General features: G+C 64.1%; 22 protein-coding genes. 21 read left to right on the plus strand and 1 reads right to left on the minus strand.

Features of this window, described 5'->3' with window-relative positions; genetic code table 11:
* The first annotated feature begins 354 nt into the window (after positions 1–354).
* From KXD98_RS26780 to KXD98_RS26870, 19 genes are all read left to right on the plus strand, one after another.
* Positions 355–1,470: a hypothetical protein gene (locus KXD98_RS26780; protein WP_260765543.1), complete on the plus strand. Its 1,116-nt coding sequence runs from the start codon at positions 355–357 to the stop codon at positions 1,468–1,470.
* A gap of 3 nt (positions 1,471–1,473) precedes the next feature.
* Positions 1,474–2,649, plus strand: a complete 1,176-nt coding sequence (locus KXD98_RS26785) for a transglycosylase SLT domain-containing protein (RefSeq protein WP_260765544.1) — start codon at positions 1,474–1,476, stop codon at positions 2,647–2,649.
* Complete coding sequence (locus tag KXD98_RS26790) at positions 2,649–3,737, plus strand: hypothetical protein (protein WP_260765545.1); 1,089 nt, start codon at positions 2,649–2,651, stop codon at positions 3,735–3,737. Before KXD98_RS26785 ends, KXD98_RS26790 begins: the two co-directional genes overlap by 1 nt.
* 2 nt (positions 3,738–3,739) lie before the next feature.
* Positions 3,740–5,278 (plus strand): type VII secretion protein EccB, encoded by a 1,539-nt coding sequence (eccB, locus tag KXD98_RS26795; RefSeq protein WP_260765546.1) that lies wholly within the window; start codon positions 3,740–3,742, stop codon positions 5,276–5,278.
* 5 nt (positions 5,279–5,283) lie between these two features.
* Positions 5,284–6,471 (plus strand): cell division protein FtsK, encoded by a 1,188-nt coding sequence (locus tag KXD98_RS26800; RefSeq protein ID WP_260765547.1) that lies wholly within the window; start codon positions 5,284–5,286, stop codon positions 6,469–6,471.
* Positions 6,471–9,473, plus strand: coding sequence for a type VII secretion protein EccCb (gene eccCb / locus KXD98_RS26805; protein ID WP_260758411.1), 3,003 nt, complete (start codon positions 6,471–6,473; stop codon positions 9,471–9,473). Before KXD98_RS26800 ends, eccCb begins: the two co-directional genes overlap by 1 nt.
* A gap of 178 nt (positions 9,474–9,651) precedes the next feature.
* Positions 9,652–9,957 carry a PE domain-containing protein gene (locus tag KXD98_RS26810; protein ID WP_260758412.1) on the plus strand — a complete coding sequence of 102 codons (306 nt, stop codon included), beginning with the start codon at positions 9,652–9,654 and terminating at the stop codon, positions 9,955–9,957.
* A gap of 31 nt (positions 9,958–9,988) precedes the next feature.
* Positions 9,989–11,200, plus strand: a complete 1,212-nt coding sequence (locus tag KXD98_RS26815; protein ID WP_260758413.1) for a PPE family protein — start codon at positions 9,989–9,991, stop codon at positions 11,198–11,200.
* 90 nt (positions 11,201–11,290) lie between these two features.
* Positions 11,291–11,596: a hypothetical protein gene (locus tag KXD98_RS26820; RefSeq protein ID WP_260758414.1), complete on the plus strand. Its 306-nt coding sequence runs from the start codon at positions 11,291–11,293 to the stop codon at positions 11,594–11,596.
* 43 nt (positions 11,597–11,639) lie between these two features.
* A complete protein-coding gene (locus KXD98_RS26825) occupies positions 11,640–11,927 on the plus strand; it encodes a WXG100 family type VII secretion target (RefSeq protein ID WP_260758415.1) in 288 nt (95 codons plus the stop codon).
* Between the two features lie 184 nt (positions 11,928–12,111).
* Entirely contained in the window at positions 12,112–12,918 is an 807-nt protein-coding gene (locus KXD98_RS26830) for an ESX secretion-associated protein EspG (RefSeq protein WP_260765548.1), read from the plus strand.
* Between the two features lie 1,044 nt (positions 12,919–13,962).
* A complete protein-coding gene (locus tag KXD98_RS26835) occupies positions 13,963–14,934 on the plus strand; it encodes a MinD/ParA family protein (RefSeq protein ID WP_260765565.1) in 972 nt (323 codons plus the stop codon).
* Positions 14,931–16,472: a type VII secretion integral membrane protein EccD gene (gene eccD, locus KXD98_RS26840; RefSeq protein ID WP_260765549.1), complete on the plus strand. Its 1,542-nt coding sequence runs from the start codon at positions 14,931–14,933 to the stop codon at positions 16,470–16,472. Before KXD98_RS26835 ends, eccD begins: the two co-directional genes overlap by 4 nt.
* On the plus strand, positions 16,472–17,866 hold the full coding sequence (mycP, locus tag KXD98_RS26845) for a type VII secretion-associated serine protease mycosin (protein ID WP_260765550.1): 1,395 nt from the start codon (positions 16,472–16,474) through the stop codon (positions 17,864–17,866). The genes eccD and mycP overlap by 1 nt, the downstream gene beginning before the upstream one ends.
* A gap of 83 nt (positions 17,867–17,949) precedes the next feature.
* Positions 17,950–19,521 (plus strand): type VII secretion protein EccE, encoded by a 1,572-nt coding sequence (eccE, locus tag KXD98_RS26850; RefSeq protein WP_260765551.1) that lies wholly within the window; start codon positions 17,950–17,952, stop codon positions 19,519–19,521.
* The gene (locus tag KXD98_RS26855) at positions 19,518–21,302 is read left to right on the plus strand and encodes an AAA family ATPase (protein WP_260765552.1); all 1,785 of its coding nucleotides are present in this window, start codon (positions 19,518–19,520) and stop codon (positions 21,300–21,302) included. Before eccE ends, KXD98_RS26855 begins: the two co-directional genes overlap by 4 nt.
* 78 nt (positions 21,303–21,380) lie before the next feature.
* Complete coding sequence (locus KXD98_RS26860) at positions 21,381–21,794, plus strand: type IV secretion system protein VirD4 (RefSeq protein ID WP_260765553.1); 414 nt, start codon at positions 21,381–21,383, stop codon at positions 21,792–21,794.
* An 18-nt stretch (positions 21,795–21,812) separates the two neighbouring features.
* A complete protein-coding gene (locus KXD98_RS26865) occupies positions 21,813–23,231 on the plus strand; it encodes a type IV secretory system conjugative DNA transfer family protein (protein ID WP_260765554.1) in 1,419 nt (472 codons plus the stop codon).
* A 345-nt stretch (positions 23,232–23,576) separates the two neighbouring features.
* On the plus strand, positions 23,577–23,744 hold the full coding sequence (locus tag KXD98_RS26870) for a hypothetical protein (RefSeq protein WP_260765555.1): 168 nt from the start codon (positions 23,577–23,579) through the stop codon (positions 23,742–23,744).
* A gap of 15 nt (positions 23,745–23,759) precedes the next feature.
* On the opposite strand, the gene KXD98_RS26875 is transcribed toward KXD98_RS26870, so the two are convergent.
* Positions 23,760–24,575: a hypothetical protein gene (locus KXD98_RS26875; RefSeq protein WP_260758432.1), complete on the minus strand. Its 816-nt coding sequence runs from the start codon at positions 24,573–24,575 to the stop codon at positions 23,760–23,762.
* A gap of 38 nt (positions 24,576–24,613) precedes the next feature.
* On the opposite strand from KXD98_RS26875, the gene KXD98_RS26880 reads away from it, so the two are divergent.
* Positions 24,614–24,988, plus strand: coding sequence for a hypothetical protein (locus KXD98_RS26880; protein ID WP_260758433.1), 375 nt, complete (start codon positions 24,614–24,616; stop codon positions 24,986–24,988).
* A complete protein-coding gene (locus KXD98_RS26885) occupies positions 24,988–26,070 on the plus strand; it encodes a hypothetical protein (RefSeq protein ID WP_260758436.1) in 1,083 nt (360 codons plus the stop codon). The genes KXD98_RS26880 and KXD98_RS26885 overlap by 1 nt, the downstream gene beginning before the upstream one ends.
* The last annotated feature ends 11 nt before the right edge of the window (positions 26,071–26,081 follow it).

Raw genomic sequence — 26,081 nt, forward strand, 5'->3', positions numbered from 1 at the left:
ATGTCGTGGGACGTGTTCGGTTTGGCGATTAACCAGGTCGTGGGGGATGCGTTGAAGGCGTTCGCGGGGTCGGGTGCTGTTCCGTTGAACACCGGTACTGGAGGCGTTCCGTTTCCGTTGGAGCCTGCGCCGGCTCCTCCTGGTCCGGTTCCGAGTCCGCCTCCAGCGCCGGATGGTCCGCCTACGACGACCACAACGACACCCGGTCCGCCCGGTGCGCCGACCCCACCGTCGGCGACGCCGCCGCCACCGCCTCCTCCAGGCGCTCCTGAGGGGGGTGACGGTGGGCCCGCGGCTGAGGCTGCGAAGGAGAATGCTCGCAAGATCGGAATGATGCTGGAGGCTCTTCACGATTTGGACTCAGCTGGTATCAGCGCCGATGAGATCGCCGCGGCCGGGGAGGCCGGTCGTGCGGAGCTGGAGAAGATCAATACCGATGTGCAGGCGAAGATTACCGAGCTGAAAGCCAGCGGCGCTCTGTACACCCCGGAGGGGCAGCAGGCCTTGATGGACTACAGCAAGACGCGGTTGGAAGAAGCGCGTGGGGTCATCGAGAAGGCCGCAGCTGAGGCTGAGGACAAGGCCAAGGACACCGACAACAACACCAAGGCCTATGAAGGTGTGGGAGGTCAGGGTGGCGGCAGCGCTGACGGCGGGGCCGGTGGCGGAGAGGCTGGTGGCGGCGGCGCCGAGGACAAGTCGGCTGGTGAGCCTGTGGCGGCTGCTGGGCAGCCCGGTCTGGGTATGGGTGGGATGCCCGGCATGGGTATGGGTGGCATTCCTGGGCTCGGTGGTGGCATCCCCGGCTTCGGAGGCGGGGGTTCTCCGTTCGGTGGTGGTGGCGGGCTACCAGGTGCGGGGTTCGTTGATCCGTTGGCATCGTCGTTGGCGGGGCTCGCCGATCCAGAGCGGGCAGGCCTGGGTTTCAACGACGAGCCGGCCGATGAGCCGGACGATAAGGATTCCGAGGGTTCTGAGTTCAAGGACACCGGGAATACGGATGAGGGCGGTGCCGGCGAGGGCACTGACGGCAAGGACGATGCGGGCACGCAACCGGCGGGTGCCAACGGTGCGCCTGGTGGCGGCGAGCCTGGCGTTGTTCCGCCGGTCGTGGAGCCTCCGAAGTCCACGGAGATCACGTTGCCTAGTGGTGAGGTGACCGAGGCGCGGTCGCCTGTGGGTGCTGAGGCGGTGCGGGCGGCGTTGGCGGGTTCGTCGGTGTCTGAGTCGTATCAGAAGGCGGGAGTTACGTTGCCGCCTGCCGGAACTCCGGTGACTGAGCCGATTCCGCCGACGAAGTTGCAGGCCGGTGATGTCGGTATGTGGAAGGACCACCAGGTGATGGCCTTGGGTAACGGCAAGGTGCTGGTCTCAGGTCAGGAACAGCCGTTGGAGAGCGTCAGTTCAGGGCCAGACTTCCTGGGCTGGTTCGACCCCACCGCGACAGGTAAGACCTCGGCAGCGGTGTAGAGCATGTCTGTGGAGACGTTTGTGCGGTCGGCTGGGGGGGTGATGGGTGGTGTGCGCGACGGATTCGGCACCTCGGGCGGCTCGGCGCTGCTGCCGTTGCCGGCCACCCCGCCACCGGCACCGCCGGCCCAAGCTCCCGGCAGCGGGGGTGCTGCTGAGGGTCAGGAGAACAGTGGGTGGCAGATCAGCAATAGGGTTGCCGCCCTTGCCGATCAGGACAACACCGCACACTCCGACTTACAGTCCACCCTGGGGTGCTCCGACGAGCACCAGGGGGAGATGACCGCGATCATCGATCAGGCTGTTGCTGACGTGCAGTCGATGGGGCTGGCCACCAACACTCCAGAAGGTAAGCGGGCGTTGATCACCGCCATCATGCAGCGGCTGGAAGAGACCCGCGGGACTGCCGATGCGGGGACCGCTGATGCGGGTACTCATGCGGCCTCGTCGGCGGCGAATGTCGCGGGGTACAACGATATTGGCGGTGCGCCGCGCGGCCCGTCACCGTTGGCCGGGTTCGGCGGCGCCATGCCCGGGATGGGTGGCGGGATGCCCGGCGGCATGCCAGGTATGGGTGGCGGGATGCCGGGTATGGGCGGTCTTTCTGCGCTGGGGCAGCCGTTGAGCGCCTTGAGCGGACTGGCCTCCCCGGCCGGACAGACCATCACCAAAGCGGCTGCATCGGACCGCGGGTCGGGGAGTGGGTCTGGGCGAAATGTGTCGTCAGCCGGGCGTATTTCTGTCAAGGATGTTCGGTTTGACCGCGAGAAGTTCCCGGTCGGCCGGGAGGCCTACAAACGTTATGTGGCCGAGGCGCTCGACGTCATGGGCATCACTGACCCCCAGGCGCGAGAGAACTGGAGTCGGGGCCTCATGACCGCGGCTGCGCGTGAATCAAGCTTCAATCCGCTGGCCATCAATCTCACAGATTCCAACGCGCACGGTGCCGCCGCGGCTGACGGCTATTTTGGAAACTCGTCGCGGGGCGGCTTGCAGACGATTCCGACCACGTTCGCCGAAAACCACCAGCCCGGCACCTCGACCAACATTTACGACCCGGTGGCCAACATCAGCGCCGCCATGAACTACGTGATGGGTCGATACAACGTCTCCCGTGACGGCAGCGACCTGACAAAGGTAGCTCAGTTCAATCCGGGTTCTGCTGGAGGTGGTTACTGATGTCTGTGGAGACGTTTGTGCGGTCGGCTGGGGGGGTGATGGGTGGTGTGCGCGACGGATTCGGCACCTCGGGCGGCTCGGCGCTGCTGCCGTTGCCGGCCACCCCGCCACCGGCACCGCCGGCCCAAGCTCCCGGCAGCGGGGGTGCTGCTGAGGGTCAGGAGAACAGTGGGTGGCAGATCAGCAATAAGGTTGCCGCCCTTGCCGATCAGGACAACACGGCGCACTCCGAGCTGGAATCGGCAGCGGGATCGTCAGGGCTGCATCAGGGGGAGATGACCGCGATCATCGATCAGGCTGTTGCTGACGTGCAGTCGATGGGGCTGGCCACCAACACTCCAGAAGGTAAGCGGGCGTTGATCACCGCCATCATGCAGCGGCTGGAAGAGACCCGCGGGACTGCCGATGCGGGGACCGCTGATGCGGGTACTCATGCGGCCTCGTCGGCGGCGAATGTCGCGGGGTACAACGATATTGGCGGTGCGCCGCGCGGCCCGTCACCGTTGGCCGGGTTCGGCGGCGCCATGCCCGGGATGGGTGGCGGGATGCCCGGCGGCATGCCAGGTATGGGTGGCGGGATGCCGGGTATGGGCGGTCTTTCTGCGCTGGGGCAGCCGTTGAGCGCCTTGAGCGGACTGGCCTCCCCGGCCGGACAGACCATCACCAAAGCAGCGTCGACCAAGCCTAGTGGCGGTGCCGATCGCGGGCTGGATACGAGCGGTCCCGGCCGTGCCAATGAGCGTGGGCTGCAGAAGTACACCAAGCTGATGAACCGGGCTATCAGTGCTGCGTTCCCTGAGATCAAGGAAATTGGTGGGGTTCGCTCGGATTCGCTGCACTGGCATCCCGACGGGTTGGCCCTGGACATCATGATCCCTAACTGGGATACCCCCGAAGGGCGCCAGCTCGGCAATGAGGTCGTCAACTTCCTGGTCCGTAATCGCACCGAGCTGGGGTTGGACCACATGATCTGGCGACAGCAGATGATTCAGCCTGATGGAAGCGCATCGATGATGGGTGATCGCGGTGGCTCCACGCAGAACCACATGGATCACGTACACGCGGTCTCGATCGGCGGGGGAAGGTAGAAGTGGCGGGATCGAACGAATCTGAGAAGCAGCGGCCGCCGCGGCGGCGTGGCACCGGGCTGACGTATGCCTCGTTGGAGCAGGTCGCCGCGTGGCGGTTTCTGTGGCATCGGATGGCGGTCGCGGTGGCTCGACATTCGGTGCGCCTGGTGCACGATCCGTCGAAGAACTACGGGGCGTCGACCCTGGTAGGTGTGGTGATTGCTGCGCTGGCGCTCGGGGTGTGTTTTGTGTTGGCGTGGCTGCGGCCCGCCGGCCAGATCGGGGAGTCCAAGCTGGTGGCCGATCGCGCCAGTGGGGCACTGTATGTCGATATCGGCGGAACGATGCACCCAGTCCTGAACTTGGCGTCGGCCCGTCTGATCCTGGGCCAGGATGCGTCTCCCAAGCTAGTACCGATGGCTCAGATCGAGGACCGTCCGATGGGTCCGATGGTCGGGATCATCGGCGCCCCTAATGACTTGGCTCCGCGCACCCCGCAGACCACCGGGTGGGGTTTGTGCGACAGGCTCGGCTCCGGTGGACCGCAGAGTAAGCCCTCGGTCACGGTGCTCGCCGGCGACTTGGAGTTGGGTGATTGGTCGCACGAGATGCATTCACCGCAGGCGGTGCTGATGAACTATGGCGGCTCGGTGTATCTGGTGACCGATGGCCACCGATCGTCGATCGACCTCGCAGATCGTCCGGTCATGTTGGCACTGGGTATTCAGGCCGGTGGTGTGCGGCCCGCGCCGATGTCGAAGGCCCTGTTTGAGGCTTTGATTCCTACTGCGCCTTTGCGGGTTCCGGCGGTGCCCAATCCTGGCGGGCCTGTCGGGTACGCCACGACGCAGCTGCCAGTCGTGTCGGGGTCGGTGGTGCGCTCGGTATCCGCTGATGGGCAGCAGCAGTTCTTTGTGGCCTTGCCTGCCGGCATGCAGTTGATTCCCGAAACGGTGGCGTTGATGTTGAGCAACGCCGACCCATCTGGTCAGGGCCGGGTGCTTGAAGCGGCACCGCACATAGTTGCTGACGCGCCGCAGGCGGTGGGCTTCGATGTCTCGAAGTATCCCCGGGGTCCCCTGACATTGTTGGACAAGGCGGTGGAGCCCGTCACGTGCGTGGTGTGGAGCAAGGACGCCAATGAGGCGCAGGCCAGCGTAAGGACGGTCTCGGGGCGTCGGCTACCTATCCCGGTCAGTGAGGAGCCCAAGGTGATGCGGATGGTCTCTGGACAGGCCAACGATGCTGCCGATGCGGTCTATCTGGGCTCCGGTAGCGCGAATTTTGTTCAGGTCACGGGTGTGGAGCCAGACTCGCCGCGTCGTGAGTCGTTGTGGTGGATAGGCGATACCGGGGTTCGGTTCGGGATTGATGTCGCGGGGCAGGGCAATTCCACACAGCAGGCCTTGGGGTTGAAGGACACGACGCCGACGCGGGCTCCGTGGACGGTGATCCGATGGCTGCCGGCGGGCCCACTGTTGTCGGAGCAGGCGGCGCGTGTGGAGCGGGACACGGTGATCAACATTCCGGGCCAGCGGTTGCAGAGCGAGGGGAACTGACCGTAATGACCAAGCAGGGATTCGATAAGGAGAAGGTGCGCTCGCCGGAGCTTGGTGAGCGCAGCCTGACATTGCCCGAGCTGGCTGAATTGGTGCGTCCGCCGCAGTCTCGGCCGCCCATGTGGGTGTGGATCTTGGTGTTCGTCATCGCCGTGGTGACGTTGTTGGTCATCATGATCCGTAGCGGAGCGCGCACGATGGGTATGGGCGGCCTGTTCATTCTGCCGATCATGCTGATGTCGGTGTTCATGATGATGCGCAACCGCGGGGGCGGGCAGAATGAGAAAGCACGGCCGGCGGCATTGGCGGCCAGCCGGGTAGATTATGCGCGCACTCTCGATGAGTTGCGTGAAGATGTCCATGAGGGCGCCCGGGCGCAGGCCCGCGAGATCGCCTACCACCATCCCAACCCCTCTGAGGGTGCGCTGTTAACTCTGGTCGGCACAGCCCGAATGTGGGAGCGCTCCCCGAATGACCGGAACTTCGGGCACGTGCGTATCGGCGTCGGCGTAACACGGCTGAGGACGAAAATACTTCCTCCCCAGAAGGTTCCGCCGCCAGAGTTTCGGGAGACGGCCACGGCAATTGCCGCCCGCGATTTCTTGTTGACACAGAATGTGGTCCACGACGTCGCTCGGCCGCTGCATTTGTTTGACCAGATGGGGTGGTCGTTCTTTACCGCCGAGGATGATCAGCGCCCGATCGTTCAGGGATTGCTTCGCGCGATGGTCTGCCAGCTGTGCGCGTTCCATGGTCCGGATGTGGTGCGGTTGGCGATCATCAGCGATGACGAGGCGGCGTGGCAGGGCGCTAAATGGCTTCCCCACGTGGGTGATCCGGTTCTCGTTGATGCCTCCGGGCCGGTGCGGATGATCTATTCCGATGTGGGGGAGTTTATGGATCGGCATGGAACTGCGCTGCAATCAAAGGGTCCGTGGTCAGCCCGCATGGAGGGGATGCCACCTCCCGACGATCACATGGTGGTAGTGGTGGACTCGCCGGGGGCGAACTGCGCTCCACTGCTCGGGGTGCTCAAGAGCGGTGACCTCGGTGAGCCGGTAGACGCGATGGGGTTCGCCGGTTTGTGTGTGTTGGAGGCCACCGGAGATACGTTCTCAGCATTGGCGACATCGGCAACAGCATTCGTCCTTGATGACCAGGCCAGCTTGCTGCGCGCCGAGGAGGTGCTGTGATGACCGAGGTGTCTAGCCGGTACGCCAAGGGTCTCAAATTCGCCGCAAAGCCGGACGTGATGTCGCAGGTGGAGTTCGAGGTTTTTGCTCGGGCGATATCGCGGTTTGAGCGTGAAGATGCTGCGACACGTCTGCTGGCTGAGCGGGCCGCTGATGCTCGGGCAGGCCAGGATTTCTTGGACTTCTTCGAAATCGCGGATGCCCGACAGTGGGATCCGCACACGTTGTGGTCGAAGATGACTGTGCAGAACAGGTTGCGGGCGGCGTTGGGCAAGAACCCGACCTCCGGCAAGCCGGTGTGGTTGGACTTGAAAGAGTCCGATGAAAGCGGCATGGGTCCGCACGGCATGTTGACCGGTCAGATCGGCTCGGGGAAATCCGAGACGTTGGTGGCGTTCATTTTGGCGTTGGCCATGACGCACAATCCCGAAGTGCTGCAGCTGATTTTGGGCGACTTCAAGGGTGAGACGGCGATGATGGCGCTGGCTGACTTGCCTCAGGTTCAGGGTGTCATTTCCAATCTCGAAGAATCCTCGTCCCGACTGGATCGCCTGGAGGACATGCTCAACGGTGAGGTGGTGCGTCGCGAGACGATCTTGAAGGCCGCCGGGTATAAGGATGTCCGCAACTATGAACGGGCGCGGGCGACGACGCGTCCGGAACTGGAGCCGCTGGGCGCTCTGTTGATCGTGCTGGACGAGTTCTCCGAGCTGCTGAAAATCCGGCCCGCGCTGACCGGAACGTTTGACACGGTGGCGCGTAAAGGTCGCGGGCTCTGGATGCATATTCTGAACGCATCCCAGCGAGTCGAGTCCGGTCGCATGGCCGGAATGATCAGCCAGCAGACCTACTCGATCGGATTGAAGCTCAAGGACGCCGGGCAGTCGCGTCAGGCGATCGGTTCGCCGAAAGCGTATACCGACCTGATCGGGGCGCCGGTGGGTACCGGTTTCTTGGTCCACGAGGACGAACATCAGTTGTTCCGGTCGTTTTACGTGTCAGCGCCCTTCATTGCGCCAGTGGTGGGCAAGGCGCAGCGTCGACGCCAAGAGGGCCAGTTCATCGACGCGCACCGCTTCGATGCCGGCGTGCACTCCTTGCCGATCGACATCGAGCTAGTCGATGACGAGGATGATCGCGCAGCTCAAGAGCAGGCCGAGGCGCAGGCCTTGGCCGAGACAGACGTCGATTCCCCGACGGTGGTCTCGACTCTGGTCGGGCGATTGGCCGAAGCAGGCCGTACCTGCCGTCCGATGCACCGGATGTATCTTCCTCCGCTGGAAGACATTCCAGCGATCCCGTTGGACGAGATGGCTCAGGAGTTCTGGGGCCGGGACTGGCTGGATGTCACCGCGGACGCCGGTTTACGGGTGCCCTACGGCCGGGCCGATGACCCGTTTGCTCACAGCCAGGCCTTGGTTGTGGCGGACCTGTCCAGGGCTCAGGGCAACGTGATGGCGGTCGGAGCACCGCAGAGCGGGAAGTCGACCGCGGTGCAGACGATCGTTGCATCCCTGGCGATTTCGCACAGTCCGCAACGGGTGCAGTTCTACGGTGTCGATTTCGGTGGCGGCAGACTCGACGCGTTAACAGGGTTGCCGCACGTAGCTGGGATCGCAGGCCAGGGCAACGCGGAGAAGGTCGCCCGGGTGGTCAGTGAGGTCGAGCGGATTCTCAGGGACCGGGTGCGCAGCTGGGAAATCGCGGGGTGCGATCTGGAAGAATTCCGTGCGCGGAAGTTCGCCGGCAAGCCCGGCGAAGTCCCCGACGACGGTCATGGCGATGTGTTCCTGCTCGTGGACAATCTCCCCGGGCTCAAACAGCAGGACATAGATCTGCACGGCCGGATCGTCGCACTCGGGTCAGGCTCGGCACTGAACTACGGCATTCATTTACTCGTGACCAACGACCAGTGGGCGACAGCGAATCTGACCCTCAAGGACAAGTGCGGCACACGCGTCGAGATGCGAGTACAGGAACCCACTCAGAGCGAGGCCGGTGATCGTCAGATGGCCGCGGCGGTGCCCGATCAGCCAGGCCGGGGACTGATCAAGGACGCCGGCAAGACGTTGCACTTCCTGGCAGGGGTGCCAGTGTCGTCAACGGTCCTCTCCCCGGTCGGTTCTGATTACGGCCAAGATGCGGTCCAACAGACGTGCGCGCTCATCGCGCAGCGCTGGAGTGCTCTCGGCGTAGCCCCTGCCCCGACGTTGCCGACGTTGCCCTCTGAGGTGAGTTACGTCGAACTCGATGATGTGCCGCGCGGGACGTTGAAACTCGGGATCGGTGAGCACGCGCTGGCTACGGTGGGTGTCAACCTGGCTGAATGCCCACATTTCTACGCCGTGGGCAGCGCGAAATCGGGTCGTACTACGGTGCTCAAGACCCTCATCACGTCAATCCAGCACAGTTTCACTCCTGAGGCCGCGAAGATCATCGCCTTCGACGTCGGCCTGGAGCTCGGGGCGTTCATCGACCCGGCCTACTTGACGTTCTACAGCTCCGATGCTCAGGAAATCGGCGAAGCAGCCAAGAAGCTCGCAGCCAAGTTCGCCGAGCGAACCCCGCCGGCGGATGCCAGCCCCGAACAGAAGGCGCGCTGGCGCTTTAATGGCCCGCGCTACTTCATCGTGATTGACGACTTCACGCTGCTCAACGTTCCGGGGTACAGCTCGATGTCGCTGGTGGCTCCCTTGGAGCAGGCTGTTTCGCGGGGGAGACAGATTGGGCTTCACCTTCTGGTCGCCTCATCGGTGAAGAATTGGATGTCCACCACGGGTGGCAACAAGATCATCTCCGGGATGAGCGCCGCCGGGGCGGGTGTGCTGATCCTTGATGGTGCCCGAGACGATGGGCCGATTGTTGCCGGTATCCGCGCCGCCCCGAGGGCGCCCGGGCGCGGCGAGTTGGTCTATCCCAAGGGTGGCCGCCAAGTGATCCAGGTGGCTACCCCGCCGCTACCGGAGGGCTACAGCCCGATCGCTCATAGCGATGAATGGTGAGCGGTGGAAATTCGCGCATGACAACGTCGTCAAATCGTGGTGGTATCAAAGAGGCAGGCCAGTCGCGTGTATGGCTGGCAAACAAGTCAACAGACACGGGGACTGTTCACTTCATGTGTACGCAGTGACTATTCCTGTGTTATCGTGCAGGAGTCTTGATTAGTTAGGGGAGGCGTCCATGACGTCAGTAGTAGTCAATCCGGTCGGTCTTGCCGCCGCCGCGGCGGCCACCGCAGGACTGTCAGCTCAAGCTGCCGGCCATACGGCGCAGGCGGCCGCGGCCGCGGCGGTCGTGCCGCCGGGGCTGGAGGAGATTTCGGCGACCAACGCGGCGAAAATCGCCGCGTACAGCGCGGAGGTGTCGGCGGTTCTGGCCGGGGCGTCGGCGATGCAAGCGCTCTACGGTGTCGCGAACTCGGTGGCGGGCACGGTGACCTCGCTCGAGGATGCGGCCAACGCCGTATTGATGAACGCGGTCCTGTAGGGCCCAGGCAGGGAAGACGGGGAGCGCGACTATGCCACCGGGGGCCTATCAAGCTGAACCGCCGGAAACTACGTCGGCGGGCTTTTGGCTTGGACCGTCCGCTGCCTCGTTCTTCGCCTCGGCCGCGCAACTCGAAGCGCTGGCCGGTGCCATCATCGGCATGTTGGGCGGGCATGCGGCTGTGGAAGCCGCGATGTCCGTCAGTTGGCCGTCCGCCACAGGCGAGATCGCCAGGTTGGCCCATGTCCCGCATCTTGTGTGGCTGGGGACGGTGGCGACCATGCTCAACCACGCCTCTGCCAGCATCATGGCCACCGGGGACGCCTTCGAGACGCTGCGGGCAGCGACCCCTAATCCGGGTGAGGTCGTTGGCAATCAGAGCGAGCATATGGCCTTGGTCGGGGCGAATTTTCTAGGGATGCTGACTCCGCTGATCGTCGCCAACCGTGGCCAGTACACCGAGATGTGGATGCGGGGCTCGGCCAACAAGTCGGCCTACGAGGCAGCATCCCTGGCGGGGGTGCAGGCGATACCGCCGATACCGCCACCACCGCCAAGCACCGTCGGTGCGGCGGGCGGCGGCTCTCAGCCAGGCGCGCAGTCCGCCGATCCCAGTCAGATGATGGAGACCGCGACTGGGCTGTTTCCGCAGCTTCTGAGTATGCCGACGCAGGCGTTGTCGGCGTTCAGTGGCGGCGGGCCGCTCAAGAGCATCACCGAGCTGCCGCAGCAAGCATTCGGCCAGCTCAGTTCGCTTGCGTCATCGTTGAATGTGTCACCGGATGATCTGGGAGCCGATTTCTCCGCCGGCGACGCGGACTGGGTGACCCAGACGCCGCAGGCCGGGGGTGCGGTCGCGGCCTCGCTCGGCGGCGCGGGCGGGGGCGGCGGGATGGGTGGGGCCATGTCGGCCGCCTCAGCGCTGCGCAGTCCCGGCTCCTGGGCGTCCTCGGTAAGCGCGGCGACCCCAGTCAGCGCTGACTCGGGCTCGCGCATCGAGCAGGTGCGATCTGGGACAACGATGCCGGCCAGCATGGGTGGCGGCGGAATGATGGGACCGATGGCCCACGGGGCCGCCGCGGCAGGGGCCGCCAATCAGCAGGATTCGGAGAAGAAGCAGGTCGACGGCGCCACTGTGATGGCGGCGGCGTCGAACCTCTACACCGGCACCGACTCGATACCGGTGATTACCGGAGGTGGTGGTCTGCTGACTGCCAGCGCCGGGGGCAAGGGGGTGCCCTGAGCGAGTTGCGGGCACAACACATTCTCGACAGACATCCAGGCGACACACCCCGAAAAGGGCTGTAGCCGTTGACGAAAGGATTACCAGGACATGACGATTTCCGGCGATATGGAGCTCATGGAGACCACCCAGCAGGGTCTCTTTGAGAAGCAGGACCGGTTGCAGTCGATGGTGCAGCAGCTCGGATCGGCACTCGAAGCCGTCGCACCGGGCTTCAAAGGTGCTGGCCAGGCTGCGCTGATGCGGGTCGGTGAAGACCTGCAGACCATGGGCAACCAGCAGGCGCTCATGCAGGAAGAACACGGTCAGAAGATGGGCGTGTCGAAGACCAGCCTTCAGGAAGGCGATGAGGACGCCGCTGCCGGCCTCAGTGCCATCGACGCCATGAGCGTCTGACCGGCATCCACATCCAGGAACCAACGTAGAGGAGCACACCATCATGAGCTTGATCGAATACAACGTCCCGATGATTCAGGACTGCGCTCAGCAGATCGCGGCCTGCAAGACGCTGACGGCCGAGGTCGCCGCCGAGGCGAACAAGTTGAAGGCCCTGACCGAGGCGTCGTTCCAGGGTGGCGGCGGCGACGCCTTCCGTGAGAACTACACCCGAGCCATCACCATGGTCGATGCCTTGAGCGGCAAGCTCAACGAGGCTGAGACCGCCCTGCTGACCGGCGCGGACGGAATGGTCGCCAAAGACGGGTTGATCAAGGCGCAGTACGTGTAGGTGGCCATCCACCTTCTGTGACGGGTATTCGGCCCGGTCTGGCGATTCTGTCGGCAGGCCGGGCCGAGTGCTTTGAGCGCAGTATGCAAGAAGATCGTTCACGACGGGGAGAAGAACCATGGGTGGGACAGCATTTGTGAGGCGTCCGGGTCCGCGTGCGGCGGGACCACAGCCGGCGACAAGCTTGGAGATCACCGCCGAGGGGCTCTGGCTGGTGCAGGCATTGTGTGCGGTCGAGACGTTGCCCGCAGTGCTCGTGTGTCGGCCGTTTGTGAGTGAATGCGGCGTGCCGGAAAGTCACCCGGGCTATGCGGTGCTCCACGAGGCGGGCGTCCTATTCGATGGCGATGCCGTGCACCCACAGGTGAAGTTGTGGATGGAAACACTGGGCAATCCCGATGTGGTGCTGTCGTGTCTGGTCCACCGCGGCGGCGAGCATCTACGGGTAGCGATTGCCCGCCGCGGTGATGTGACGGTCGCTGCCGCGCGGCACGGGGAGAACGTCACTGTGGAAAGCTTGGGCCCGGGCATGACGCTCGCGGGCTTGGTGCAACGCGTGCTCCCGCTGTGCGGTCCAGTCGTGGCGCCGGCGTCCTTCAACGCGGTTACCGTCCCGACCGCGGACTTGCTGAGCAGCTTGGCGCAGGTGTTGCGCGGCGAGCACAGTCCGATGGTGGCGTTGGGCCGCCTCGGCATGGATGCCGACCAACATCGCATCGTCACGCTGGCAGCCGATCACCCGGTCATGGAGTTGTCGATGGTCGTCGTGACCCACGGCAGCAACCATCAAATGCAGGTCAGCAAGACAGCAGCAACGGTTACCGATACCAGTGCAGGCAGGGTCGTCAGCGGACCGGTTCGTAGCGAGAGTGGCTCCTGGTGGACGTTGATTGCGCCGGGGTCAGACGCGGCGATCCTCTCAGCGCTCAAGTCGGTGATGTCTACGGTTGGCCTGGCGGACTGGTCAGCTACTCCTACGCCGAGGCGTTAAGAGCGCCATCCTCAGCCCTGGCCGTGCCGCCGAAACGCCACCACATAAATCAGTCAAATCATATGTTTACGTGGTGACCAAAAGTGATTAATCATGTACTGTTATGAAGCAGTTCCAGGAGGTAGGCCACTAGTGGCGCAGGAGAATCGAGAGCCCGTGAGCGATCAGGACTTTTTCAGCCAGTATCTACAGCCGACGGGTACGCCCGCCACCGGGGACGACCCGGCGACTCCGCTGCCGCCCAACGACGATGCACGTGACGACGGCGGCGATCCGCCCCTCAACGAGGGAAGCGCTGTCCCGCAAGCTGATCCTTTCGGGGCAGCGGCCGCGCCGCCCACTCCGGGACCGAGCATGCCCGACGCTGGATTCGACGGTGGAAACCCAGCAGCCGCGTACCCCGCGCCCGCGACGAGCACCCCACCGCCGACCGCTGACCCCGGGTACACCAGCACCCACCGACCACCGGACACCTACCCAGCACCACCGCTCCCGCCAACGGGCGGATTCGATGGTGGCCACGCCGCGTACCCGCAGGCGAGCACCCCACCGTGGATAGCTGGCGCTGAGTACGACAGTGGATACCCGGCAGCCGCACAGTCTGCGCCCCCGGCGGCGGGGGCCCCGCCGCCCTGGGGAGCTGACCCCGGATACGACAGCACCCACCGGCCACCCGACCCTCACACAGCACCACCGCCGGCCGGGTACCCGACGCCGCGGCAACCCGGTGATCAGTCGACAGCGCGGCACGCTCAGCCGCCGGGACCCAGATATCAGCACGCCGCCGGTAATGCAGACGCCTACAGCGGGTCCCAGCGCGGGTACACGAACCCAGCTCCGCGGCACATGCCCACCCCGCCGCCTCAGGGGCCCTACGAGCCGCACGATGGTTCGCCGCGTCCAGAGCCGACCGAACGGCCGACCTGGCAGTCGGGACCTCCCGCTGGTTATCCGGGCGGGCCGGCTCCGCAGTCCCCGCCCCCGCCCGCTGCCCGCCCTGGTTCATTCGGTGGGCCCGGACAGCGCCATGAGTCAGTGGGCGCCATGCAGTCTCAGGTCCGAGAAGCCGATTTCGTCACCCCATACAAGCAGGTTCCCGAGCGCGGGTGGCGGCGCAAGGTGTATCAGACGACGCGGATCAACTTGGGGCTCAGTCCTGCTGAGCGTGAATGGAATGATCTGCGGCGACGTCTGACGGTCAATCTCCGGGGTACGTACACGATCGCGGTACTGCAACAGAAAGGTGGGGTGTCCAAGACCACCACCACCGTCGGCATCGGGGCGGCGCTGGCGCGTTACCGCGACGACAAGGTGGTGGCCATCGATGCCAATCCAGCCAGCGGTAACCTCGCCAAGCGGATCAATGAGCCGAGCACGGGAACGTGGCGCGGGTTGTTGATGGATCAGAATCTGCACTCTTACAGTGATTTTCGGCACTACTTGGGCAAAGATAGTTCCTCCGGTTTGGAGGTTCTCGCGGGCGATCCTGGCGACGAGGTGATCACCGGTCACGCACTGGCGATGACTTGGCAACGCCTGTCTCGGCAGTACCCGATCGCGTTGCTCGACTGCGGAAATCAGATGCGTGACGATGTGATTGCCGCTGTGCTGTCGATGGCAGACGTTGTGGTGATTCCCACCACCACGCGCTACGACGGGGCCGAAGCCGCGCGTGAGACGTTGGATTGGCTTATGCAGCATGGTTATCCGCATCTGGTGCGGTCGGCGGTAATGGTCGTCAGCAACGTCAACAAAGTCACTCCCACCAAGGCTGTACGCAATCTGCATGAAGGGTTTGAGCGAGCGGTGCGGGCAGTCCATGACATTCCCTACGACCCGCATCTCAGCGATGCCACGGCCATCAACTTCGATCGGCTCGCACCGCAGACCCAGCGGGCGTTCATCGAAACAGCGGCCTCGATTGTCGACGGCTTCGCAGGCGCGGCAGACAAAGATCCGGGGTATCGGCCGCAGTGGCCGACACCTGGCCATGAGTATGGGCAGGAGCGGCGATGACATCAACTGACGTTGCGGTGACCGACAATTATCCAGTCGGGACGGTTGCTGCCGAACGAGTGCGGCTGGCCGAACAGGTACGGGTGGCGGTGCTTTTTGAAGGCCGCCAGCACGATCTCACGTTGCCTGCAAGCTCGCCAGTGGCCGCTGTCGCTGATTCGCTGGTGCGCGTCCTACTGACCCGTGAGGGTAACGAAGACGGAATGCGCAGCCCCGATGACGAGCGCATGATCAGCCCAGGCGTGGTGCGGATGACGCTGATCAACGGGCAACCCTTGGACCGTACCCAGAGCCTGACGCAGCAAGGTGTGCGTGATGGCGAACTGCTGGTGCTCGACATCATCGACGCCGAAGTCGAGTTCACCCCGATCTTCGAGTCCCCCTCCTCAGCAGTGGCGGTACTCAATCAGCAGCAGCATTCAGTGGTAACCGCTGAGACTGCGCGCCGCGTGGCCGGGGTGGTGGTGGCAGCAGCTGTCGCGGCAGTGACCGCACTGCTGGGGTTGGCCTGGTGGCGCAACCTCGACAGCGGTCAAGACTGGAACCTGATTCCCGGTGTCGCGGCCGCGAGTCTGGCAGTGGTTCTCCTGGTTGTTGGATCGTTGGTGTGGTGGCGAGCTAAAGACTCGGTAACTGCGACGGCAATGTGGCTCTCCGGTGTGCTGATCGCCTGCCCGGCAGCAGCGGTGATGGTGACTCCTGGCTATCCCGGAGCGTGGCACCTCATGTTCGCAGCGGTCGTCACAGCGACCGTGGCGGCAGCCTTATGGCGGTTGAGTCCGGCCCCACGGATCGTGGTATCGGCCACCGTTCTCATCAGTACCGCCACAGCGATATTGGCGGCGATCTACGCGCTGACCGGAGTCTCACTGCAGAACCTCTCGGTCGCGGTGCTGGCGGTCAACCTTTTCGTCCTCACCGGCGCACCCAAGCTGGCCGCACGGATGGCGGGTATCCCGATCCCACCGTTTCCGACCGTCACCGGCAAAGACACCTTCGCTGATGCCGATGCTATTGCCGCCGAGGCGTTGGTCGCTGCGGAACATCAGGGCACACCGACCGTGGAGCAACTTCGGCGCTCGGCTGAGGCCGCGAACATCTACCTGACCGCCCTGCTGGTCACGGTCGGAGTCTTCTTTGTGGGCGGCTCGATCTGGGCGGTGATACCCGGGCAGGGACGCTGGTGGCTGGCCACGGTGTACATCGGCGTGCTGGCCGCCATTCTGGTGATGCGAGGCCGGGCATTCGCCAGCCGGGAGCAATCCATCATTGTGGTAGCCACCGGGTTATTGATGGTGCTTATCACGGCCGCGAACTACGCTCTCGCCGGCGAGAGCACATTCACTGTCTACATCGCGGCGGCAGTGGTGCTCGGACTCGGTGCGGCCGGCTTGATCGCCGCAGCGGTCGTGCCCGCGAAGGTGTTCTCACCGGTCTTTCGCAAGGTCATCGAATGGATCGAGTACCTGCTGATTGTGGTCATCCCCCCGATGGCGATCTGGCTTCTGAACCTGATTTACCTGGCGAGGAACATGTGATGATCGGCCAACGCGCGGGGGTACTGGCCACAGTGGCCATGTTGGCAGCGGCCTGGCCACTGGTCGGCGCCCCGTCGGCAACAGCCATCACGCCGCCGGTTGTTGATCCGCTCGCGGTTCCGGACGGCACGCCACGACCCGACGAGCCCATGAAGCACAAGTTCGACTGCATCGCCACCGGGCTGATCGCCGGTACCGACCCGGCGGCGGTACCCGGCTCGCAGGCCTTCATGAATCTGCCCCGCCTGTGGGAATCCGCAGGCCGGGGAGCAGGAGTATCGGTAGCGCTCATTGACACTGGAGTCTGGCCGAATCCTCGGCTGCCCAGACTGCGCGGCGGCGGCGACTTCATCATGGATGGCGGTGACGGTCTTCAAGACTGCGACGCACACGGTACGACGGTCGCGGCTATCCTCGCGGCAAGCCCGTCCGAAGCTGACGGATTAGTCGGCGTCGCACCGGAAGTCGAGCTCATATCGATCCGTCAGTCGTCGCAAATGTTCACCCCCGTGGCCCCGTCTGCGACCTCGGAGGAGGACCGCCGGGCGGGCACGGTGAGCAGTTTGGCCAGGGCGGTGGTCGCCGCGGCCAACACTGGCGCTCGCGTGATCAACATGTCGATCGTGGCGTGCATCCCTGTGCTCAAGCCCGTCGACCAGACCACTCTTGGCGCCGCACTGCGCTACGCCGCCGTAGAAAAGGATGCCGTACTGATTGCCGCAGCAGGGAATACGTCCACTCCCGGGTGCGCACAGAATCCCAACATTGATGCCACCAGCGTCGAAGACCCACGCAACTGGAACTCAGTAGTGACCATCAGCACCCCGGCCTGGTTCTCCGACTACGTTCTGTCAGTCAGCGCCACCAACAATGAGGGTCAGCCCGCCGTCGATGACCAGGGCACGGACATCAGCGTGGGCGGGCCGTGGGTGGGTGTGGGCGCACCAGGGCTGTTCGTGGAGGGCGTCAACCAAGAAGGCAACCTGATCAACGGAACTCACGATCCGGAAACCAATTCGCTCAAACCCATGAGTGGCACGAGCTTTTCGGCGGCCTACGTCTCCGGTCTGGCAGCCCTGATCCGGGCAAAGTATCCCGATCTACCGGCCCATCAGGTGATCAACCGGATCAAGCAGACCGCTCATTCCCCGGCCGCCGTCGTGGACAACCGCCTGGGCTACGGTGCGATCGACCCGGTGGCCGCGTTGAACTACGACGTGCCGCCGATCCCGACGCCGCGGGAGAATCTGTCGCGCCCCCTTGGGCCACCACCACCTGACCCCGAACCGGACCGCCGTCCCATGATGATGGCGCTGGTGGGTACCGCGACACTGGCGGTGCTGCTGGGCGCGGTGTTAGCGGTCGGCGCTATGTCGAAATCGCGACGAGGCTGAAAGGGCCGATCCCGATGGTGATGTTAGACGAGCATATTCCCGGCCCCAAGGCCGGTTTGAACGAGCAAATTCGACGGTGGCGCTTGGATTTTCGACTGTCACTGGTGGTCATTTCCGAACTGATCGCGCTGGCTGTTCTCGTCGCGATCACCCCGGTGCTGTGGTGGGCTGCGGTGCTGATCGTGATAGCTGCGCTGTTGTTGGTCACGCTCAGCTATAACGGTGCCACCGCGTGGGGGTGGCTGGTCCGCGCCGGGCGCTTTCACTACTTCCGACGCAGCGGGAAGGCGCACATGCGGCGGGCGGGAATCCCTGCGGCGTTCACCGTCGACATGCCCGGGGCGGGCGCGGTAGGGATGCGGTGGGACGGGCAGTATGCAATCACCATGATTGCCTTGCACGGCAAGGCATTTGCGCCGACGGTGCTGGTGCCTGCGGGTGCGGAAACAACCAGTCTGGTTCCTGTGCAGGCTGTTATCGATCAGCTTCATCAGTTCGCCGGCCTGGAGCTGCATTCGGCGGACATCGTGTCAGCGGGCGCTCGGGTGGCTTCTGATGGGCGTTACACCCCGAAGTATGAGGAGATCATCGCCGATCGCGCCGCGGTCGGGGAGCGGCGTACCTGGCTGGTGCTGCGCCTGTGCCCGCAGGCCTGCCTGGCGGCAATGGTGTATCGAGGTGACGCGGCGGCCGCAGCGGCGGCGGCCACCGAGCGGGTGCGCCAGTCGGTGTTGCGCTCCGGTTGCCGGGCAATCACCTGCACTGCCGACCAGGTGGATCAGGCCACAGAAGCCCTGCTCGCCGGCGCAGAGCTGGACCGGATTCGTGAGGGCTGGAGTTATCTGGACACGGTGTCGGAGTACGTCACGACTTATCGGATCGCGGGCAAGGACCTCACGACACGTGTGCTCAACGATGTCTGGACGGTGCGCTCTGATGCCACGGTGACCGCGGTCCGCCTGACAGCCGATCGGGCCGGTGTGGTCGCCGCGGGCGCGGTGGTGCGGTTTCATACCTCTGCGCCGCTGCCACATCCACCCCTGTTGACGTTGCGTCCCGTCGTCGGGCAGTGCTTCGACTCGCTGCTGGCGAGTTTGCCGCTTGGCGACAGGGCTCTGCGTTTTGAGATGTCGCCGCGGCGTCTGACCAGCCCAGCCGAGCTGAAAGTGCCGGTGGGGCCCAGTGGCCCGATGCTCGGGATGACGGTTACCGGTGTGCCGTTCCTGATGCCGCTGACCGACCCGCTGCGCGCCAGCACTATTTCGCTGTGTGCATCTCTGGACACGGTGATTCCGGTGCTGTTGAGGGCCAGCGCGGCCGGATCGGTCATTCTGATTCACACTGAGCGCCCACAGGTATGGCAGCCGCTGCTCGACAACTCTCATCGCATCAGCATCGCCAACGATCGCGAGCCTGTGCGCTCGCCGAATATCATCGTCGCTGACGGCACTGGGCACGGTCTCACGGCTGGCGAGCGCGGACACACCCTGATCACGCTCAGCGAGGTCGCCGAACCGAGTGCAGATGTGACGTTGGTGCAGCACTCCGGCGACGAACTCGTGCTCGGTACACCAAGTGTGCAAGGAGTCCGCCTCAGCATCATGCGGCCGCGCAATGAGGCGCAGTTCCTCTCGCACCTGGTGGTGCGTGCATGATCAGCCAGCGGTCGTTGGACGCCCTTCGCGCGGCAATGAAGGTGATGGGGTCAGCACCCGAACGCGCAGCGCAAGTCTTCGTTCTTGCGACCCAAGACGATCCGGCGCTGGCGGATGGATGGTTGGGTCGCTACGCCACCGGAGAACGCACGGTGGCGGTGCTATCCAAGCTCTCGGAGAATGCCGAGCGACTAGGCGAGGGTTTAGGCAGGCTCCAGCTTGGCCCCGCTAATCTGGGCGCGTCCTTCGACATCGAGTACGCGCGCTTTCCGATCGCTGATCAAATCACCGCGCACCTGGCCTATGCATCCGCGCTGATCGCGTCGGACCAGTTCCAGCAGGCGAGCGACATACTCGATCGCTTGCCGGCAGATCATCCCGAAACCGGATACGTGCGCGCATGTCTGGCGACCAAGACTCAGCGTTGGCCCGACGTGTTGACGGCAGTAGGGGTGTGCACTCAAAGCCCACGAGACGTGTATCTGGCGCGGGCGGCAAGCCTGCTGGAGGCTTGGGCAGCAGCCAGTCTGGGATTGATGCAGCCTGCCTTACAAGCCGCACAGCGGGTCATTGACGGGAAGCCGACCCCCACCGATGGTCTGGCTGCGCGGGGAGCACGCGTCAACGATGTATTGACACGGGATGCGCTGTTCTGTCGTGCTTTAGTGCTTCGCCACCAAGGCGAAGACGAAGAATCCGAGTCCGTGTTGACCGGAATCCGCGTGCAGTGGCCGGATTTCGAACGTGCGCACATCGCCCTCAACGATCGCACGTTCGGGTTAGAAGTCACCGATCCGGAAACGATCGCTTCCCGCACCGATAAGTGGGACCCGAAAACCGGGACCAGCCGCGCTGCCCGTGATCAAGCAGACCGTGACGCCACGCGACAGGAAGTGCTGGCCCGGGCAGAAGAGCGGCTGGCTGCGTTCATCGGTCTTGAGGGGCCGAAGGAACAGATCGCCGTGTGGCGCACGGAAATCGAGATCGATCTTCTGCTGGCCGAACAAGGCGAGGAGGTCGGGACCGCCAACGAGAACCACATGGTGTTTGAGGGTCCGCCGGGGACCGCGAAAACGAGTTACGCGCGGATTGTCGCCGAAATCCTTTTTGGTCTAGGCAAAGTCGACCGACCGACGCCTCTGGAAGTCACTGAGGAAGATGTCGTAGTCGGCTATGTGTCGCAGACTGCGGAAAAGATGAGAGAGATCTGCGAGAAGGCCCTGGGCGGTGTTCTGTTTATTGATGAGGCTTACCGGCTCGCCCCTGAGACAGATGGGCACTCGTTCGGCAAAGATGCCATCAACACCTTGCTCAAGTACATGGAGGACTACCGCGACCGTCTTGTGGTCATCGTGGCGGGGTATCCGACGGAGATGCGCCGTTTCATGGCAACCAATCCGGGCCTCGCGAGCCGGTTCCATTTCACGTTGACCTTCGACAGTTACAACGCCGAGGAGATCGTCGCTATCGGCCAGGTGATCGCCAAGCAGGAAAAGATCACCGTCGCCGAAAGCGCGTGGGAACTGTTACGGCGAGAAACTGACCGTCTTCGCGCCATCCCTACAAAAGAGGGCACAGCGCTCGATGCCGCGGGTAACGGTCGCTACGCCCGCAAGGTGGTGCTCGCGTGCAAACGGGAACGCGCCCGCAGGTTGCACACGCTGGGTTCTGCGGGCCTGAGACAGCTCGCTACTGACGACCGGTCCGCCTTCGATGTCACTGACGACGATATGGCCCGTGCGCTCGCATCGGCGCTGACCCCAGAAGGCGTCAGCGCGTAGACGACGAACAATGCACAGTGCTGTTTACTTTACGTCTTCTCGTTGACTAACTATGACTCACTGTGTCACTGTATGGTCATGTCGTTGGATGAAGCGGTCGCGTCTCTGTCCAGCATGGATGCCGCACTCGACCTTGCTCACGGTCTACTCAAGCTCGGCAAGGATGGCCTAGGTAAGCAGTCGGGAGCCACCGCCTGGGAGGTCCATGCGGTTGTGCCCCTGGCGGTGATTCTGTTCGCCGCGGGTCCCTTGGGCTGCGGCGAAGGCGAGCCATGGGTGCGTGCGGCGATCGACAACGCCGATCCCGAGGACACTGTGCAGCCGGGGTGGGCACGCGCCGCGCTGCTGTGCATCACCGTCGACCCACAGATGGCTCGTTCGGTAGCCCGGCTGGCCGGGTTGAGTCAGCGGCAGCGCGACTGTCTGGTGATGGCGCTACGCGTGGCGTTAGACGAGTCTCCTGGCACCCTGGCCGGCACTGCGCGCATCTAAGCGAAGGGGCGAAACACTATGTACATCAAGCCATCCACGCCGTACTGCGGCTTCGGCCGCCGTGCCGGTGGCAACGAGATGTTCGTGCCGAGCAGCGCAGCACATGTGCTGGTGTCCGCACCGACCGAGACGGGCAAAAGTCGGCGCCTGCTGGCGCCGGCCGCCACGTTGTGGGGAGGCCCAGCAGTGGTCGTCTCGTCCAAGGACGATCTCATGCAGTACGTCATGGAACGCCGATGGGGACCAAAGGCGTTGCTGGACCTGCGGCCGCTGAAATCGCCGGTCTATCCAGAAGGCGTGGTTCCCAACATCTATGACCCGACTGTCACGATCGACAGTCCCTACGAAGCCCTGACCGTGGCCGAAACCATCATGCAGATGTCGACGGTCGGGTTGGGCTCGGGGGCTGATCAGGTCTCTGACGGCGGGGTATGGGAATCGCAGGCCGCCGGGCCGCTGGCGGCGTTTCTCTTCGCGGCGTCGCCGGAGGGCAACGGCAAGGGCATGGACTGGGTTCTAACGGCAGTCGACAACATCGACCCCGAGAACAGCACCCAGCCTGGGTGGGTACAGGCCGCCGCGCTGTGCCACCAGTACCCAACGTTGGCCATGGGTATGGCACGGATCATGGAAATGGACCCCCGTCAACGTGACTCGGTGGCCATCACAATGCGTAAAGCGATCACTCCCTGGCTGCGCACCTCGCTACTCGATCGTGAAGGGTTTGAACCGTTCACACCGGATTTTCTTGATGACCCACAGGCGACCCTGTTCATCTTGGCGCCGGCTGATGGCACTGTGGCCGGTTCCGCGGTGACTCTGCTGGATTCGTTGGTGCGTCGGTGGCGCGAGAAGACGTCGACCAGGGAAACGATGCATCGGCTGCTGATGGTCATTGACGAACTTCCCAATACGGCACCGATTCCTAACCTGCGACGCATCGTGGGGGAAGGTCGTGGGCTCGGCATTAATCTGATGGTGGCCGTCCAGGCATCCTCACAGCTCGACACCGTGTATGGGGCGGTGTATGCCAACGAGTTGCGCGATATCTTTCCAGCCTCGGTGATTATGTTCGGCGCTCGGGAGGAGGAACTTCTCACGGCGGCCGAGCACTGGTCGGGACTGACCAACCGACGGCCGCAAGGGTTCGGGCAGAACGACGGTGGCAAGAACCTCAACAACGATCTCGGTGCCACTCTGCGCTGGCAGGAGCTCCTGCCACCGACCCGCGAACATGCGCGGCTGCTGATCCGCGGCGGGGTGGGAACCTGCGTCGAAATACCTGACTGGTCCGTCTTTTTACAGTTTTACGATCAGACGACTCAGGCCATCCTGGCCAGAGCTCACGGCCGGGATGGGAGCGCTGGGGCCGTGGAGCAGGGGAGGCTTCGCCGCATGGTGCGGCGTGCGTGGCTGGATCGCGACAGTGCGGCGTGACCCTGAGCTTGCACGTCGGATCAACCTGCTTTTCGACGTCATGCATACGCGCACGGAGCCCCCGCTGAATTCGGCGGCCGCCGCCGCGGCCATGTCCGCCCGTGGTGGTTCTGCGGTCAGCGCGGCAGTCTTAGAGCAGTTGCGATTGGGCTACAGGGGCGATGCACTCGATGCACAGCTGAGCATTGTTGCTGACTTCTTCGGTGTACCAAGCGTTTATCTCACCGAGACTAGGGTTCGGACCGGCATCGACGCCCAGCTTCATCTTGTGCGTCTCATGCGTGAGATGGGGGATCGAGGGCCCGCGCCTGGCCTGTCGGTAGTGGGCGGCACGGAGGTGGGATTATGACGGCGCTCGCGTGGGCCGTGGGGGGTACCGGGGTGGTGTTCACGGTGTGGGAGATGGTGCGTCACTTGCGTGCGGCGGCCCAACACCTTCAGGACTGCACCAGTGCGAGCGAATCGACCGATGTGGTCGTGGGCGAGGTGGGTAGCGTCCCGGTTCGTCGGTGATGCACCGTATTCGGGTCAGTAGATTGATCCGATGGTGCTACTGGGCGTGAATGCCTGTTCTGCAACATTTTTGATTCCTACTCCTACCGCTGCGAGGGTCCAGAGGATTCCGGCTGCGTTGACTACGAGACCGATGACGATGAGTTTGGCTGAGCGCGGCATCGGACGCACGGCACCGGCGCCTAAGGGTGTGCGGTCAATCGGATCGGCTGGCTCGATGGTGCGGAACGGCGATGGTGCGGTCATGTCATCGGGTAGCAGCGGCAGAGAGAGGGTCACGGTCGGTGCCGTGGGTGAGAGTGGCCACCAGTCGGTTGAACCGTCGATTGCCAACCAGCCGTTGAGAATTCCGTAGATTCCGGCTGTGAGCGCTGCTGCTGGAAGTTGTGCGAGCAGCCAGGGCGCAAGGACTGTACTAGTCAGGGTGTCCGAGGGGCGGTACAGCAGAACCAAAAGCACCCCCAGTGCCACTGCTGCCCAGAGGAATGCGGGGATTGGAAACGAGCGAAGCCGGTCAGGGATGAGCGATTCGCTGCGGTGATAGATCAGCTTGCCCAGCGGCCAACCAAGGGGAGCTAACACGGCCGCGGCGATGACGATGACGACTTCCAGCACACCCTCGACGGTCTTGACGCCTCGAGTGAGCAGTGGGTGACTGGGGTGGTCGTTGTAGGGGCTTGGTCGGGCGCCAGCGACGTCGCGGGCACGTCGGCGAATTCTTCGATTAAGCAGCTCTGCGCGACGTATCTGCATGGAGAAGATGCCCGCGTGCTCAGCGATCCATTCGCGGCGTAGTTCGTCGTATCGGTCAACACTCGATGTGAACACCATGTGTTTACGTGTTGCCTTCTATTGCGTAATCTGTCAGCATGATGGTCATGACGGACAGCGTAGCGATGGGCGGTGCGATGGTCTACCCCATCGCAGCGTTTCTGGTCGCGCTCGCTGCGATTGGCCTTCTGAGCTTGCTTTTTGTGGTGCTGCTGGCGCTTGTGGTGCGCCGCCTATGCCGCCGTACGGATCGGTTCGCGGCCGCGCGCTGGAGTGATTCATCGGTAAACACTGTCGGTGGTGGTTTTTCCTCGGTGGGCGGATCTGCACTGTGGCCGGCCGCGTTGGTCTACCAGGTTCCTGAGCCTGAACGGGCCCAGCGACCCGGGCCGCGCGTCAGCCGTAGAGGCCAGCGCCGTCAGCTCAGTTCACGCAGTGCATCGACCTTGCAGCATGGCGAACGGGGACGGTAATGACCCTTACCAATGACCAGTGGTCCGACGACTTGGCCGCTGAGGACGACGACGGCTTCGGATTCCCTCAGGCTCCGACCTTCACCCTTCCCGCAGAGGCCCAAACGGGTTATATCGACCTGGACGAGGACGACCGTGATCCGGCCGACGAACACGCTGACCATGATTCTGGCGAGCGCGGATTCGGGGATTGCCGCGACCCGGAGGATGACTACGCTGATCCCGACGAGGGTGTAGCGGACTACGACGATTACCCGGTCGATGGACAAGCCCTCACCGGACCTGTTGGTGGTGGCCAGACGGACGCGGCGGAACCGCGCCGGGCACGCAGGTTTGACGGCAAGGTCGCTGCGGGGTTCGGTGCTGCCGGGCTGGTGGCCGTGTTGGTGGCGATCGTCGGGGCGGTCGCTGTGTACGGCTCGGATGAGCCGAAGCCCACCGGCGCTCCGAACGGGGCCGACGCGATGGCTTTGCCTCCGACGCGCTCGGCGGCGCCGGCGCCCGCCCCCGCTCCTACGCTGGACCGCCCGATTTCGTTCACCGCCGATGCCCTGGGCTCGTGCGCAGAGGGGTCGACGTCGGCACAGACGATGGCCGGCACTGATCCCCACGCGGCGTTCGTGTGTGTGCGCGGCGGCGGTGACGGCCAGGTCATCGACATCGAGCTTCCCGGTACGCACTTGATCACGGCGATTTCGGGTGAGTTTGGCTGGGTAGGAACCGATGCGAGCGGGTCGAAGCCGTGGTCGCAGTACCGGGTGGTTACCACGGTGCAGTACACGTTCAACGACACCGATGCCACGCTGGTGACCCAGGAAACCAAGAACGTCCACGGTGAAGCGGTGCAGCCGATTAAGCGGGTGCTGGCATCCAAGATCCGCATGTTGATCCGGGAGACCTCCCGGCCGCCAGCGCAGCCCGCAGGTGGTGCCAGCACGGCACCGACCAAGCCGAACGGACCGCTGGGCCTGGAGCTTCCGCAACTGCCGGGGGTGCTCGGCGGTGGGCAACAGAACAGCGATCCGGTCGACGCCGCATTCGCCATCAAAAGCTTGAAGATCATCGGCCACAAGCCGGTATAGCGCCGAGGACA

It is taken from the genome of Mycobacterium sp. SMC-4, from assembly GCF_025263265.1.
GTDB lineage: Bacteria > Actinomycetota > Actinomycetes > Mycobacteriales > Mycobacteriaceae > Mycobacterium.